At 42.7% G+C, this 12,787-nt stretch carries 12 protein-coding genes and 1 pseudogene; 8 read left to right on the plus strand and 5 right to left on the minus strand.

The window, feature by feature from the left end; genetic code table 11:
- Positions 1–186, plus strand: a pseudogene (locus ACKPQ5_RS08880) (iduronate-2-sulfatase); the annotation flags it as partial.
- A gap of 29 nt (positions 187–215) precedes the next feature.
- Here ACKPQ5_RS08880 and ACKPQ5_RS08885 read toward each other — a convergent pair.
- Entirely contained in the window at positions 216–1,127 is a 912-nt protein-coding gene (locus ACKPQ5_RS08885; protein WP_407678752.1) for a histone deacetylase family protein, read from the minus strand.
- A 66-nt stretch (positions 1,128–1,193) separates the two neighbouring features.
- On the opposite strand from ACKPQ5_RS08885, the gene ACKPQ5_RS08890 reads away from it, so the two are divergent.
- Positions 1,194–2,180, plus strand: a complete 987-nt coding sequence (locus ACKPQ5_RS08890) for an ADP-ribosylglycohydrolase family protein (RefSeq protein WP_407678753.1) — start codon at positions 1,194–1,196, stop codon at positions 2,178–2,180.
- 22 nt (positions 2,181–2,202) lie between these two features.
- Here ACKPQ5_RS08890 and ACKPQ5_RS08895 read toward each other — a convergent pair whose 3' ends face one another.
- From ACKPQ5_RS08895 to ACKPQ5_RS08905, 3 genes are read right to left on the minus strand one after another with little or no spacing between them, the layout of a single operon-like run.
- Positions 2,203–3,711, minus strand: coding sequence for a cryptochrome/deoxyribodipyrimidine photo-lyase family protein (locus ACKPQ5_RS08895; protein ID WP_407678754.1), 1,509 nt, complete (start codon positions 3,709–3,711; stop codon positions 2,203–2,205).
- A complete protein-coding gene (locus ACKPQ5_RS08900) occupies positions 3,708–3,863 on the minus strand; it encodes a DUF2256 domain-containing protein (RefSeq protein WP_407678755.1) in 156 nt (51 codons plus the stop codon). Before ACKPQ5_RS08900 ends, ACKPQ5_RS08895 begins: the two co-directional genes overlap by 4 nt.
- Entirely contained in the window at positions 3,863–4,285 is a 423-nt protein-coding gene (locus tag ACKPQ5_RS08905; protein WP_407678756.1) for a hypothetical protein, read from the minus strand. The genes ACKPQ5_RS08900 and ACKPQ5_RS08905 overlap by 1 nt, the downstream gene beginning before the upstream one ends.
- 70 nt (positions 4,286–4,355) lie before the next feature.
- On the opposite strand from ACKPQ5_RS08905, the gene ACKPQ5_RS08910 reads away from it, so the two are divergent.
- From ACKPQ5_RS08910 to ACKPQ5_RS08935, 6 genes are all read left to right on the plus strand, one after another.
- Entirely contained in the window at positions 4,356–5,066 is a 711-nt protein-coding gene (locus tag ACKPQ5_RS08910) for an arylesterase (protein WP_407678757.1), read from the plus strand.
- Positions 5,063–5,737 (plus strand): ABC transporter ATP-binding protein, encoded by a 675-nt coding sequence (locus ACKPQ5_RS08915; protein WP_407678758.1) that lies wholly within the window; start codon positions 5,063–5,065, stop codon positions 5,735–5,737. The genes ACKPQ5_RS08910 and ACKPQ5_RS08915 overlap by 4 nt, the downstream gene beginning before the upstream one ends.
- Positions 5,737–8,298, plus strand: a complete 2,562-nt coding sequence (locus ACKPQ5_RS08920; RefSeq protein WP_407678759.1) for an ABC transporter permease — start codon at positions 5,737–5,739, stop codon at positions 8,296–8,298. Before ACKPQ5_RS08915 ends, ACKPQ5_RS08920 begins: the two co-directional genes overlap by 1 nt.
- Positions 8,299–8,358: 60 nt before the next feature.
- Complete coding sequence (locus ACKPQ5_RS08925) at positions 8,359–9,417, plus strand: hypothetical protein (RefSeq protein ID WP_407678760.1); 1,059 nt, start codon at positions 8,359–8,361, stop codon at positions 9,415–9,417.
- Between the two features lie 31 nt (positions 9,418–9,448).
- A complete protein-coding gene (locus tag ACKPQ5_RS08930) occupies positions 9,449–10,099 on the plus strand; it encodes an esterase/lipase family protein (protein ID WP_407678761.1) in 651 nt (216 codons plus the stop codon).
- A gap of 98 nt (positions 10,100–10,197) precedes the next feature.
- A complete protein-coding gene (locus ACKPQ5_RS08935) occupies positions 10,198–11,244 on the plus strand; it encodes a fatty acid desaturase (protein ID WP_407678762.1) in 1,047 nt (348 codons plus the stop codon).
- On the opposite strand, the gene ACKPQ5_RS08940 is transcribed toward ACKPQ5_RS08935, so the two are convergent.
- The coding region (locus ACKPQ5_RS08940; RefSeq protein ID WP_407678763.1) for a sulfatase-like hydrolase/transferase at positions 11,241–12,787 on the minus strand (1,547 nt) is incomplete at its 5' end. The genes ACKPQ5_RS08935 and ACKPQ5_RS08940 overlap by 4 nt on opposite strands.

Genomic DNA, 12,787 nt, shown 5'->3' on the forward strand with positions numbered 1-12,787 from the left:
GTAAAAGCGGGCACTTCAATGAGAACAGAAAAGTGGTCTTACCTAAAATACAAAGATGGAAGTGAGGAACTGTACGACATGAAAAAAGACCCGAAGCAATTTAAAAATCTGGCCAAGACTCCATCCTTTAAAAATAGACTTTTTCTACAAGAGAAACTTTTTATTCAAAGAACAAAGCCACTCTAAACTACATAGGAAGAGTATCCATTTGCATTCTATTCTATCTCCTGTGCCGCCATCATAAATAGATCGGCAAATGCATTGACTGTATCTTCGATCGGTTTGGCGTATCCACCCCCCATAAAAATGAGCATTCCTTTGCCCATTTTTCGACGCCAGTCAAAGACTCGTTGATTACGTTTGCTCATTCCTGCGCGGCTTAAGTTCAAAAGTCCAAGAGCATCGGAGGCCAATCCATCGACACCTGCCTGGAAAAAAATAAGGTCGAAATGTTCTCTTTCCAATTGCTCCAAAACTGAGTCGAGAACTTGGAGGTATTCTTCATCTTCCGTCCCATCCTTAAAGCCATGATCTAAATCGCTTGTTTTTTTACGAAATGGAAAATTGTTCTGTCCATGTAGAGAAACTGTAATTACCCGGTCATCCCCGGCAAAAATATCTGCGGTTCCATCGCCTTGATGTACATCTAAATCCAAAATTAGAATCCGCTCTATATTCTCTTTTTGCAGTGCAACCTCCGCAGCAACGGCAAGGTCGTTAAAAATACAATACCCCGCCCCTTCGCTTTTAAATGCGTGGTGTGTTCCACCAGCCATGTTCCCGGCAAGCACTGCTCCATTTAACAACTCATCTAATCCATCCAATGCACCGCCCACTAATCGCAGAGTTCGTGGAACAATTTCAGGCTTCCAGGGTTTAAGCCCTATTCTACGCACCTCTTTTTCACTAAGATTTCCTTCGAGAAATCGATCAATAAAACTTTCTTCATGGACCAATAAAAGCTCATCTCTACTCGCTAATCTAGGCTCCCTTATTCGAATCTTATTCTCTCTATTGAGTAATGATATTTTCTCTGCAAGTAAGCGATATCGGTCGACCGGAAAACGAGCAGTTCGATCTAAACCGTCGGAATATAACGGATGGTAATAAAGTGAAAAGGTAGACATATAATTGTAAATTGTATTCCCGTTCTGCTATTTGTCCATCATCAGTATTAGAAGTAGTATTGAAATATGAGTTTTCAAAATGCATTCTTGGGGTCTTTAGTTGCAGATGCGGTTTCTATGCCGGTTCATTGGTATTACAATACACGGGGAATTGACGAAGATTATCCAGACTTCGATCATTACATTGCCCCCAAAAACCCTCACCCCGATAGCATTCTTTGGCGCTCCCGCTATCAACCAATTGGAGAGAAAGACGATATTCTGCGCGAACAATCCAAGTATTGGGGAAAAAGAGGTGTTCATTATCATCAATTTCTCAGACCGGGAGAAAATACACTCAATTTAAAATTAGCCTGCGAACTCTATCGTACTATTATCAAGAACGGGGAATATGATCCGGATACCTGGCTCGAACGGTATGCCGAAGTTATGCTAACCCCCGGTTGGCATTTAGATACCTATGCGGAAGAATACCACCGTGCCTTTTTTACTCATTATGCAAGGGGTAAAAAACTATCCAATTGTGGAATTGAAGATATCCACATTGGTGGACTCAGCCTCATCCCTGCCTTACTCGCCGGATTAGAAGCAGTGGACCAAACTGACGAGGAACACCTTTTTCAATCTGTGCACAACTTGGTAAAACATACACATTCCCACCCACACACACTCACATCTGCCCGTAATCTAACCCAAATTTTAATTGAACTATCCAAAAGAGCAGAAATTCGTAATGTTCTGAACACCTTTCGGATGTCCGATGTGCCTCTCAACAAGATAAAAGCATGGGAAAATATGCCCGACCGTAAAGTCGTGGGAGAAACCTTAAGCACGGCTTGTTATTTACCGGAGTCTTTTACTGCCGCACTCTATTTTGCCTGGAAATATTCTGATGATTTTTCTCTCGCCGTTCTCGCCAATGCAAAGGTGGGCGGAGATAATTGTCACCGGGGCGTGGTAGTCGGATCAATTGTGGCAATGCAAACCGGGATTCCAGAGAAATGGTTACGCGATTTAAAATGTATGGATGAATTACGCTGCGATCAGTCCTAGTGCCCCCCCCTATTTGCAACCATCAGAATAATTCGAGCTGGCCGTTGTTTTTTGGTTTATTTTTTCGGGGAATCTTTTTTTGCGAACCATGAGTTTGTAGAGTCTTACTCGATTGAAGCCTTCCCTCGTCACTCTTTCGTATCAAATAGATTTGATCTTTCATTTTCTTGGACCGAACAGATTGGTTCACAATAGGTCGAATGTATTCTGGGATGTTACATTCTTCTGCGTGGGCAATTTCTACAGGGGTACGATTCACCAATTCAGGAACCCACCTTTTAACAAATTGTGCTGTGGGGTCGTGATCAAGAAATTGCTTCGACGGGCTGTAAACCCGCAAGGCATTAATCCCAATCACACCGGCCTGCATCTGGATTTGAGAAAGATGAATCCCAGGTTCATAATCAGTAAATAAGCGGGCTAATGGTTTGTGAATGGTACGCCAGGACAAATGAAGCCCAAAACAGGCAAAGCTTACTAACATTGCCCGCATGCGGAAATTCATAAAGCCGGTTTCATTTAAACAACGCATACATGCATCCACCATGGGATATCCCGTTTTCCCTGCTAACCAGGAGTCCAAGAGTTCAGGATTATCCTCATATTCTAAATTCTCATAAGCCCGATTAAGCACACGCACTTCCATATCGGAAACTGATTCTAATCGTTGAATAAAATGATCTCTCCAGTAAAGCCGTGATTCAAAAGCACGGAGACTGCGCTTCCATAAAGTACGGCCATTTTCTTCGTCTAATTCATTCCGCTTCAATTCCAATTGGGAGAATATACTACGCAGGCTAATGGTACCCCAGGCCAAATGAACAGAAAGCCTCGAACCATTTTGAAAAGCCTTATTGGGAGATGAAATACCACCCGAGTAATAATAAGCACGAGAGCCAAAAAAACTTCCCAATGTGGCCCAGGCATTTTTTTCATTCACTTTCTGAAGAGCCGGCAGCATGGAACAACCGGAAAATTTGGGCAATCGAGTACCCAGTTCATTCCAGCTCCACTTACGAATTGGTACACTCCTAGTCAAAGGACTTCGAATTTGTTTCGGGCTCGGAATTGGTTTCGTTTTTCTCAGATCCAAGGAAGTAGAATTCTTTCGGCGCATTTGAGCATTCCCACCGCGTAAAACTGAATTCTGGCTAATTTCAGTCCAGATAATACCCCGCATTTTACACCAACGGGCCACTTCGCGATCTCGCTGAAAACTAATCAAGTTTCCAGTTTCTTCATGGGAATAAAGATGGGTGAACGAATATTTTTTTAACAAATTGTCTAACTCATTTGTTACTTCGCCACAGGCCACCCATATATTTGATCCTCTTACATTAAGTTCTTCAGTCAGTCCCTCCAACGCCTGCCATTGTGCTTGAAAATGGAAAATAGAATAATCTCCTGAATCTACAATTTTTGGCTCCCAGCAAAAAAAAGGGGTCACCTCTCCCCCGTTCAAAATCGCCCGTGAAAGGCATTCATTATCAGAAACTCTGAAATCCCGCTTTACCCACCAAACCGAGTTCATTGGTCTACTTTAGGCTTGGATGCTTTTCGACATTTATCGGAACAATAAACGATTTGATCCCAGATTTTCCTGGATTCCCATTTTTTGCGGTTCTCAAATGACCGGTTACAAACGGGGCAGATTTTCGTGAGTCGTAATCGCCAAGGCTTCATCAATATTGGTAGTAAGAAAGAAATACAATCAATGTCCAAAGAACCGTTCGATACCAATTTGTGGAAACTAGTCGGTCGATCAAAAAAACATCCTTTCCCGACTTGGATAATTTTTGATGGCAGGGAGCAGAAACTAAAAATGTAAATATCCAAACTGACAAAACACAGAAAAACTTGAGCCAGACCGTGGTATTACCTATGAAAAAGCAAGCAGCAGCCGATTCAAAAAGTTGTGCGATCATCAACGGTAGTACAAAATAAGCAATCCGCTTACAGTAAATTGCATGCCATCGTGGAAATGCATCGATCGAAACCACGGCTAAGACAGGATAAATGATTACCTGCACAAGCCAGATTAAAATACACAACGCAAAATCAATTGCCAGAATATGTTCGTGGATAAATTCGAGGATTAAATTCATGAAATATTGCTAAAAAGACTTAATGGTTTTGTCATATCGGTAAAATATAAGTAGACCGATAAGCTTTCCAATGACAAATCTACATTCAATATTTCGGTTTCAGTTGAGAATATATCTTTTTTGGATCCCCCTGCTCGCCCTGGCTTCCTGTGGGGAAGAAATTTCCAGCGTTAATAAACCCGTAACTCAAAAGAAAAGTACAGCACCGGAAAGTTTCAAGATTTTGATTCTGGGGGATTCTCTGACCGAGGGATACGGGGTCATGGAGAGTGAAGCATATCCCTTAATTTTAGAAAAAAAGTTAAACCTCGACTCAGGGGAGAGTTCAAAAAGGAATTTTCAGGTTATTAATGGTGGAATAAGTGGAGCCACCACGAGTGGGGGGGTATCCCGAATTAATTGGCTATTACAATCAAATCCTGACTTTTTGATATTGGCACTGGGAGGAAATGATGGGTTGCGCGGAATTCCAATCGAAAAAATTAAAGAAAACCTGATCAAAGTAGTAGTTGCCGCCCAAAGTAATAATATCCCCGTTTTATTAGCCGGCATGAAAATCCCGCCCAATTATGGAATTGAATACAGTGAGTCATTTACGAATTTATATTCTCAGATTTCTAAGGAGTACAATATTGCAATGATTCCTTTTTTACTCCAAGGCGTGGGGGGAGAACCTAGCATGAATCTCCCCGACCGAATCCACCCCAATCCGAAAGGCCATGAAATCATTGCCAAAACTGTCCACCAATATTTGGTAAAAGAACTTTTAACTACTCAATGAGCTCCATTATTTCACTCCGCAAGATCTCGAAAACTTACTTTCAGGGCAGTCAAAAAATTGAAGTTTTAAAACAACTCAACCTCGAGATCGAATCAAACGAATGCGTCGCGATTTTGGGGCAAAGTGGGAGTGGAAAGTCGACCCTGCTCTCTCTCCTGGCCGGTCTGGATAATCCAGAACTCGGAACCGTTTCAATCTGTGGGCAGGATTTAGCCAAGCTTTCTCAAGATGAATTAAGTCAGTTTCGTTCTAAAAACATGGGTATTGTATTTCAACAGTACCACCTAATGAACAACCTGACCGCTCTCGAGAATGTAGGGATTCCTCTCGAACTGCAGAAAGTCAATCATTTCGAATCGGCTGCTCGCGAAGCCTTAAAAATGGTGGGACTATCCCATCGACTAGCTCATTTCCCCGCTCAACTATCGGGGGGAGAATGTCAACGAGTGGCAATTGCCCGGGCAATTATTAGCGAACCTAAACTCATACTCGCCGATGAACCGTCGGGTAATTTGGATGATAATACGGGCAAAGAAATAATGGATTTGCTCTTTCGACTCTGCCGGGATCGGGGGCAAACATTGATACTGGTAACTCATAACCACGAATTAGCCAAAGCCTGCGATCGAACTTTGATTCTGAAGGCAGGAAAATTTCAAGCCACCAAATAATGGGCTTCGCTTTTCGTAATGCCTGGCGGGAGATTCGTAATAATCGCCCATTTTGTATTTTTTACATCGTCAATCTGACCCTCGGCTTGATTGGTTTTATCAGTGTGGATTCTTTTAAGCAGACACTGGATCAAAAAGTGGAAGCGGAATCAAAGGAGTTACTGGGTGCGGATTTGGCAATTCGTGCACGCAGAGAAATAACTTCCGAAGAACTTGCCTCTGTCCGTAATGTGTTGCCTTCCAACACAAAGGAAATTGAAGCAGTAGACTTTTTCTCAATGGCAGCTGGTCCAACCGGAAGTAGCAGGTTGGTCAAAATAATAGCATTTGATCAGGGATTCCCCTTCTACGGAAAAATAGAAACGAAATTACGGGGTCCCATTACTGGAGACGAGAAAAACCTGATTCATGAACGTCCTTTCGTATGGATATACCCAGAATTACGGGGACAACTCAATATTGACTTAGGAGAAGAATTAAAGATCGGAGAAACTAAATTTATCGTTTCCGATCTGATCAAAGAAGAAACAGGCTTAAGTTTTCAACCGGCAGAATTAGCCCCCAAAGTATTTATCAGTAAAAAATTCCTCGAAAAAACGAAACTCTTAACCACTGGGAACACGGCGTTTCGAAATCATCTTTTTAAACTTCCTCTTGATGCGGATTTAGAAAAAACCACCAATGCCATTACCGCGGCACTGCTCTCCCCCGAGGTCCGAGTGTATTCCCACCAAAGAGTCGGGAACCGGGCAGGTCGCCTGCTACGATATTTATCCGACTTCCTAGGGTTGGTTTCCCTCGTGGCCCTTTTTCTGGCAACCTTAGGAATTGGATATCTCTACCAAGGATTTGTTAATAATCGAATTAAAGATGTTGCGATCCTTGTTTGCCTGGGAGCCAAAAAAGCCAACGCACTACGTACCTACCTTATTCAATTATCAATTTTAGGAATCGCCGCCGCAATTCCAGCTATCGTGATTTGCCTGATCTCCATTCCGCTCCTCTCCCAGGCATTGAGTGGATTTATACCCATTGAATTGGACGCATCCCTCCACTTTCCCAGTATACCCTTAGCATTCGGAGTCGCCATCTTTGGGGGTTGGTTCCTGGCTCTGCCAAGCCTTCATAAAATCAGGCAACTTCACCCCGCTGAATTATTTCAGGAATCCGCCAATCCATCCCCCCTGTCATCCAAGTCCTCACTCTTATTTGCACTGCCTGGAATTTTCGCCTTTTGGGGATTATGCCTGCTCCAATCTGATTCTTCAAAATTAGCCAATATCTTTTTCCTCTCTCTCTTGGTGAGCATTATTGTGCTGTATGGTATTGGACATTGCGGTCTCTGGTTACTCGATCGTTTTTTCAGGAAATCAAGTCTTAATGTACGATTGGCTGCCCGATCACTTACCCGAAATAAAAATAGTACAATAACTGGTTTTTTAACCCTCGGCTTAGGCGTACTGTTACTCAATTTAATCCCTCAGTTTCAATACAGCCTGGAACAGGAGATCGGTTCCAATACCGCGGAGAGTAAACTTCCCAAACTCTTCCTCTTTGATATCCAAGAAGATCAACTCGAAGAATTGAAACAGACCTTACAAAACAGCAAAAAGCCACTCCAAAACATTACGCCCTGGATTCGTGGAAAACTGATCGAAGTAAAAGGGGAAAAATACGAAAATTTTGTGAAACAGGATCGCGATTTTCAAAATCCAGGAGAACAAAGGAGAAATAATTTCCGCAATCGCGGATTTAATCTCAGTTATCGAAACCACCTCCTTACCAGCGAAGAAATATTGCGGGGTCGTATGGTAACCATGAATTATGATGCAAATTCGAGCCGACCCGCGGAGATTTCAATCGAACAAAAATATGCCGAGTCTCTTGATTTAGACTTGGGAGATCAGATTAAAATTGAAGTGAGCGGGGTCGAAATAGTGGCAGAGGTGGTTAATGTACGAAGGGTAAAATGGACTAGTTTTCAACCCAACTTCTTCGTCCAGATGCAACCGGGTGTTCTTGAAGGTGCACCCAAAACTTTTATTGGTACGCTTCATAATTTAGACCCAGATGAAAAAAATGCAGTACAAGACTTATTAGTTCAAAAATTTCCCACTATCTCCATTCTTGATGTGGAACGAACGGGGCGAAAAATTCTCGAAATTGTATCCCAAATGACTTGGGCACTACAAATCATGGCACTTCTTTCTATTCTTGCCGGTGTAATCGTTCTCTATTCCCTGGCACGAGAAAAAGCCAGGCGTCAAAAGAGAGACATTAACTTACTTAAAATTTTAGGTGCCTCCTTCGATGACCTCAGAATGCAGGTACGCATAGAATTTGGACTCCTTGGCTTATCCGCTTCTGTGTTAGGGGTTACCTTTTCTTCCATCGTTAGTTTTATTTTCGCGGAATATATTTTTGACAAAGTATGGGCTTTCCAACTTTCACTCCCAATTGGTATTATCGTGGGGGTGGTCACTCTTTCAATTCTAACTGCTGAATGGGCCACCAAAAAAGTTCTGATGGAAAAACCATTATCAATACTCCAAGGAAACTAAGATCCTTTTAAACTTGTTTACTCAATTCATTCTCCCCCATAGTAAGAGTTACTCGACATAATGAAAAAAGGAAGCGTTCAACAAAAAAAGACATTTTATCCAATTAGCGAAGAATTTCGCGAATATCTAACCAATTACAAACGATCCGCCGACCTTCCAGTTCATTACGAAAATCTTCTTCAAAGTGTAGATTCCTATCCTCTGATGAATGCCAAAAATGAAGACACTCTTTGGCAAACTATGGTATACGACCAACATTATGGCCGTGAAATCTTTGAAGGTTTAAAAAAGATTTATGTCCTCCTTCGTTCGGGGGGAGATGTCAATATTTTACCCAATCTGTATGTCGACCGGGTAGATTATTGTACTTTTGGAAACACCAAACCTTTTCGTATTCGCATCGTAAATCAATACAATGATAACCACGATTACTTTTATGTAAAAAAAGCAGATGCTTCCAGGCTATACGGATTGGAATTGGAACAAATCCTCTCGCCCAATGAAATCAATTTCCAACTCGATGGCGACACCCTCATTGAAGAGCATATTATAGGAGTGCCTGGGGACGACTTCATACAAAACTTCCTCGATCATTCCGACCTCAATGAGGTACGACTTGCCAAAGAATTTATTAAATTTAATGAACGGTGCTTCGTTCGGCTCTTGGGCGACATGAGAGCATACAACTACGTGGTGGAAATGACTCCCGATTTCGAGCAGAATCAATATCGTGTTCGTGCGATTGATTTTGACCAACAATCCTACGAGTCAAGGCGTTCATTCTACCTTCCTCAGTTTTTTAAAAATAATCTACCGGTGGTCAATTTATGTACCCGGTTAATTAATCCCGAAACAAGTAGTCAGTATCAGCGCGAAGAACGAACTCTTATCAAGAGAAGGTTTAATTTTGCACCAACTCGAATTAAAAAACTCAGGGAATGTATGTGCCTGGATACCATTTCTTCGGATCAAAAAATTATACGTCTTCGAACGGAGCTTGGTGGTTTATACGATGATTCCCGTTTCTCTCAATGTGAAACCATGGGCGAGATTACTTTTCTTAATATCGCCCTTGCGTTGGACCTAAAAGAGGAAGCCCCGACAAGGTTACTTTCCTAAACTTCAATCCCTCAGATCCCTGATTCGGTAAATGGAAAATAGACGGGTCGTTCTTCTTCATGGTTTGGCTCGTACCTCAAGGTCGATGAGACCGATGGAAAAATATCTCAAGAAAAACGGTTTCATTGTGCACAACATCAATTATCCATCCCGCAAAAAACCGATTGAAGAACTGAGTAAATGGGTCCGCGACAAACTGGACCAGGAACTCGGGCAACACCCAGAAGTGCAGTGGGACTTTGTAACCCATTCAATGGGAGGCATTATCCTTCGACAAATTATGAAAACCCGTCCCCTCACCAACCTCGGGCGGGTGGTAATGCTCGGCCCCCCCAATCAGGGGAGCGAGGTGGTGGACAGGCTTCGACATTTCAAACTGCTCAAACAAATTAACGGGCCCGCCTGCCTACAACTGGGCACAGAAGAAAAAGGATTTATCCAAAACTTGGGAAAAGTAGAGTTCGATCTTGGAGTAATTGCCGGGAACAGAAGCATCAATCCACTCCTTTCCCTTCTTCTCCCTGGCGAAGACGATGGAAAAGTGACAGTGGAAAGAACAAAAATTGAAGGAATGAATGATTTTAGGATTGTTCCCTATTCTCATTCATTTTTCATGTCGAAGAAAAAAGTACAGGAACTCGTTCAGTCTTTTTTAAAGAAAGGATTTTTTTCTAACAATTGATAAATAAAGCTCATTAACTACTCATTTTATCATCCATTTACCAATAAACATCTCTTGACTTGCCTCCCATCCTATTTACTGATTTACTAGTCATCAGGATGGAAAATACTAAAACTAAAAAATCTGTATCCGAGTGGAAATCACTTGTTGCCGAATTTCAAAAGCCCCATCGCGGGAGGGCTTGGTGGCAAGTTATTAATACTGTTGGATCTGTTATTCTTCTTTGGGTTGCGATTTATTTCACGCTTCCCATTTCATGGTTGCTTACCTGTACTCTGGCAGTACTTGCCGGTTTGATACTGGTACGAGCATTCATTATATTCCACGATTGTGGTCATGGATCGTTCTTTAAGTCCCGAAAAGCCAATCAAAAATTGGGCTTCATTACCGGACTGCTTACCTTTACCCCCTTTCATCATTGGAGATGGGAACATTCTGTCCACCATGCGACTACCGGCGACCTTTCGCGCCGCGGAATGGGAGATATTTGGACATTAACGGTGAAGGAGTACTTGGAGAGTTCCCGGTGGAGAAAATTTTCATATCGATTAGTTCGTAATCCTTTTGTCCTATTTGTATTCGCACCTCTATTTCTTTTCTTAGTCATTCAAAGGATCCCTGCCGGTAAAGCGAAACCCAAAGAAAAGCGCTCCGTTCACATGATGAACTTAGCCATCGTGGTTATGTCCGCCGGGCTCATATCAATCTTTGGTTTTTGGGAATGGTTAATCGTTCAATCGATCATGATGACGGTTGCCAGTACCTGCGGTGTTTGGCTTTTCTATGTACAGCATCAGTTTGAAGACGCCTATTGGGTACAGGGAGATGAATGGGACTTTACCACTGCGGCAATGGAAGGTAGTTCATTCTACAAACTTCCTAAGATCCTCCAGTGGTTTTCAGGAAATATTGGATTTCACCATGTTCACCACCTCAATCCAATGATTCCCAATTACAACTTGGAAAGATGTCATCGCTCAGATCCGTTTTTTGAAAGCGTTCCCCCGATGAGTATCCCAACCAGTTTGAAGAGTATTAATTATCGACTTTGGGATGAAGATTCCAACAAGATGATTGGGTTTCGCCAACTGAAGAAACAACTTCAATCTCTCAATTGGCAGGATAATCAAAAGGAAGCAGCTTAGTCTGTTCCCTTTTCCTTTATTCGAGTAAGCTGCAATAGTCGAAATTCCATCGCTTGTGACTTTGGGATTTGAGTCGCTTGTAATTTCATTATTCCTGTCCCCTCTGTAAGTTCGATTACACCCATTATCATGGGTTTAAAGTCCTTAACATAGGATTCCATTCTTGGGGACCGATCTTCTTGTTTACCCACTAAAGGAGGATCATTCGGTGTCGAAATTGTGGTGACCAAAGAATTACCACTGAAAGAAAGCTCAATTTCTGCACCAAGGTCCTGCTCAGGACAAGCATACCATAATTCCACTTCATATTTCCCAGATTTCCCCACCTCCACATCCCAGGTGATGAAATCCTCTTTACTCGTCCAGTTAGTAAAATAACTGCAGTTTGGAAATTTATTCGATCTCTTAATTCCTCCATGGGCGGTTCCGTCCCGTGCAGGAATCTGGGTCCAGGAAACTCCGGGATGCCCAATCACAAAGGGCCGCGTATCTAGGCCGGCTTTATCTAATACCTTTTTCTGGAACGATTGCTTTCTTTGATTCAATCGTTCGGTTACCTTGGGAAATTGCTTGCTCACATCCACTCGCTGCCCGGGGTCATTCTTCATATCAAAAAGCTTTCCCTTGTACCCCAATCGAAAGCGCTGATCACGCACTCCGAGTTTTCCCTTCCAGGTAGAAACAAGTGTTCTCGATTTCCACCCTTTTGTATTTCCGGATAAAAGAGTTTTCAAACTCTTACCATCAATCGATTTCTTTGATTTGCCCTTCACCCCCGCCAATTCGGTTAATGTGGGAAGTAAATCCCGTACCGAGGCAATTGGCATCACTTTTGTACCTGCCTTGATTCCCTTGGGCCATTTAATAAGAAGTGGCGAACGGGTCCCACCCTCCTCGGTCGATCCTTTCCTTCCCTCCATATCTCCATTCCAGCGTACCCCATTGGGTCCATTATCATGAAAGAAAACAACAATCGTATCGTCGGTCACCTCTAACTCATCTAATTTATTCAACAAACGACCCACATTCCAGTCAATATTTTCACACATCGCCAAAGCAGCGAGAAGATGCAAACGATCTTCCTTCTTTGGGTTCCGGTTCCGTATCATATCCTCCAACTTCCTGCTCTTAAATTTCTTCCACCATCGATCCGGTACCTGCATGGGACTATGCGGAGTATTGTAGGGAATATAAGTAAAGAATGGCTGTTTCTTTGCAACTGATCGATCGATGAAATTCATCGCTTCCGTTGTGAAATCGTCGACACAAAATCCCTGCCCCTCAACCAGTTTTCCGTTTCTTTCCATGAGGGCATCGTAATAATGTCCCCAGTGCCCGGAACAGAATCCGTAGAAATAGTCAAATCCCCGACCGAGCGGATGGTAGGGATACTGCATGCCATTATGCCACTTTCCGAATGCCCCAGTGGCATAGCCTGCCTGTTTAAACAGCTCAGCAATGGTGGTCTCATCCAGATCCATTCGCTCGCCTCCTGCCGAGGTACTGTATACCCCGCTTCGGACATGGTGCCGACCAGTCAGGA

This window comes from Candidatus Seribacter sulfatis, assembly GCF_964187635.1.
GTDB classification, from domain to species: domain Bacteria; phylum Verrucomicrobiota; class Verrucomicrobiia; order Opitutales; family Seribacteraceae; genus Seribacter; species Seribacter sulfatis.

Bases quoted from the DNA above. Each gene is read 5' to 3' on its own strand.
- ACKPQ5_RS08885 (WP_407678752.1), bottom strand. From the start codon at position 1,127: ATGTCTACCTTTTCACTTTATTACCATCCGTTATATTCCGACGGTTTA.
- ACKPQ5_RS08890 (WP_407678753.1), top strand. From the start codon at position 1,194: ATGAGTTTTCAAAATGCATTCTTGGGGTCTTTAGTTGCAGATGCGGTT.
- ACKPQ5_RS08895 (WP_407678754.1), bottom strand. From the start codon at position 3,711: ATGAACTCGGTTTGGTGGGTAAAGCGGGATTTCAGAGTTTCTGATAAT.
- ACKPQ5_RS08900 (WP_407678755.1), bottom strand. From the start codon at position 3,863: ATGAAGCCTTGGCGATTACGACTCACGAAAATCTGCCCCGTTTGTAAC.
- ACKPQ5_RS08905 (WP_407678756.1), bottom strand. From the start codon at position 4,285: ATGAATTTAATCCTCGAATTTATCCACGAACATATTCTGGCAATTGAT.
- ACKPQ5_RS08910 (WP_407678757.1), top strand. From the start codon at position 4,356: ATGACAAATCTACATTCAATATTTCGGTTTCAGTTGAGAATATATCTT.
- ACKPQ5_RS08915 (WP_407678758.1), top strand. From the start codon at position 5,063: ATGAGCTCCATTATTTCACTCCGCAAGATCTCGAAAACTTACTTTCAG.
- ACKPQ5_RS08920 (WP_407678759.1), top strand. From the start codon at position 5,737: ATGGGCTTCGCTTTTCGTAATGCCTGGCGGGAGATTCGTAATAATCGC.
- ACKPQ5_RS08925 (WP_407678760.1), top strand. From the start codon at position 8,359: ATGAAAAAAGGAAGCGTTCAACAAAAAAAGACATTTTATCCAATTAGC.
- ACKPQ5_RS08930 (WP_407678761.1), top strand. From the start codon at position 9,449: ATGGAAAATAGACGGGTCGTTCTTCTTCATGGTTTGGCTCGTACCTCA.
- ACKPQ5_RS08935 (WP_407678762.1), top strand. From the start codon at position 10,198: ATGGAAAATACTAAAACTAAAAAATCTGTATCCGAGTGGAAATCACTT.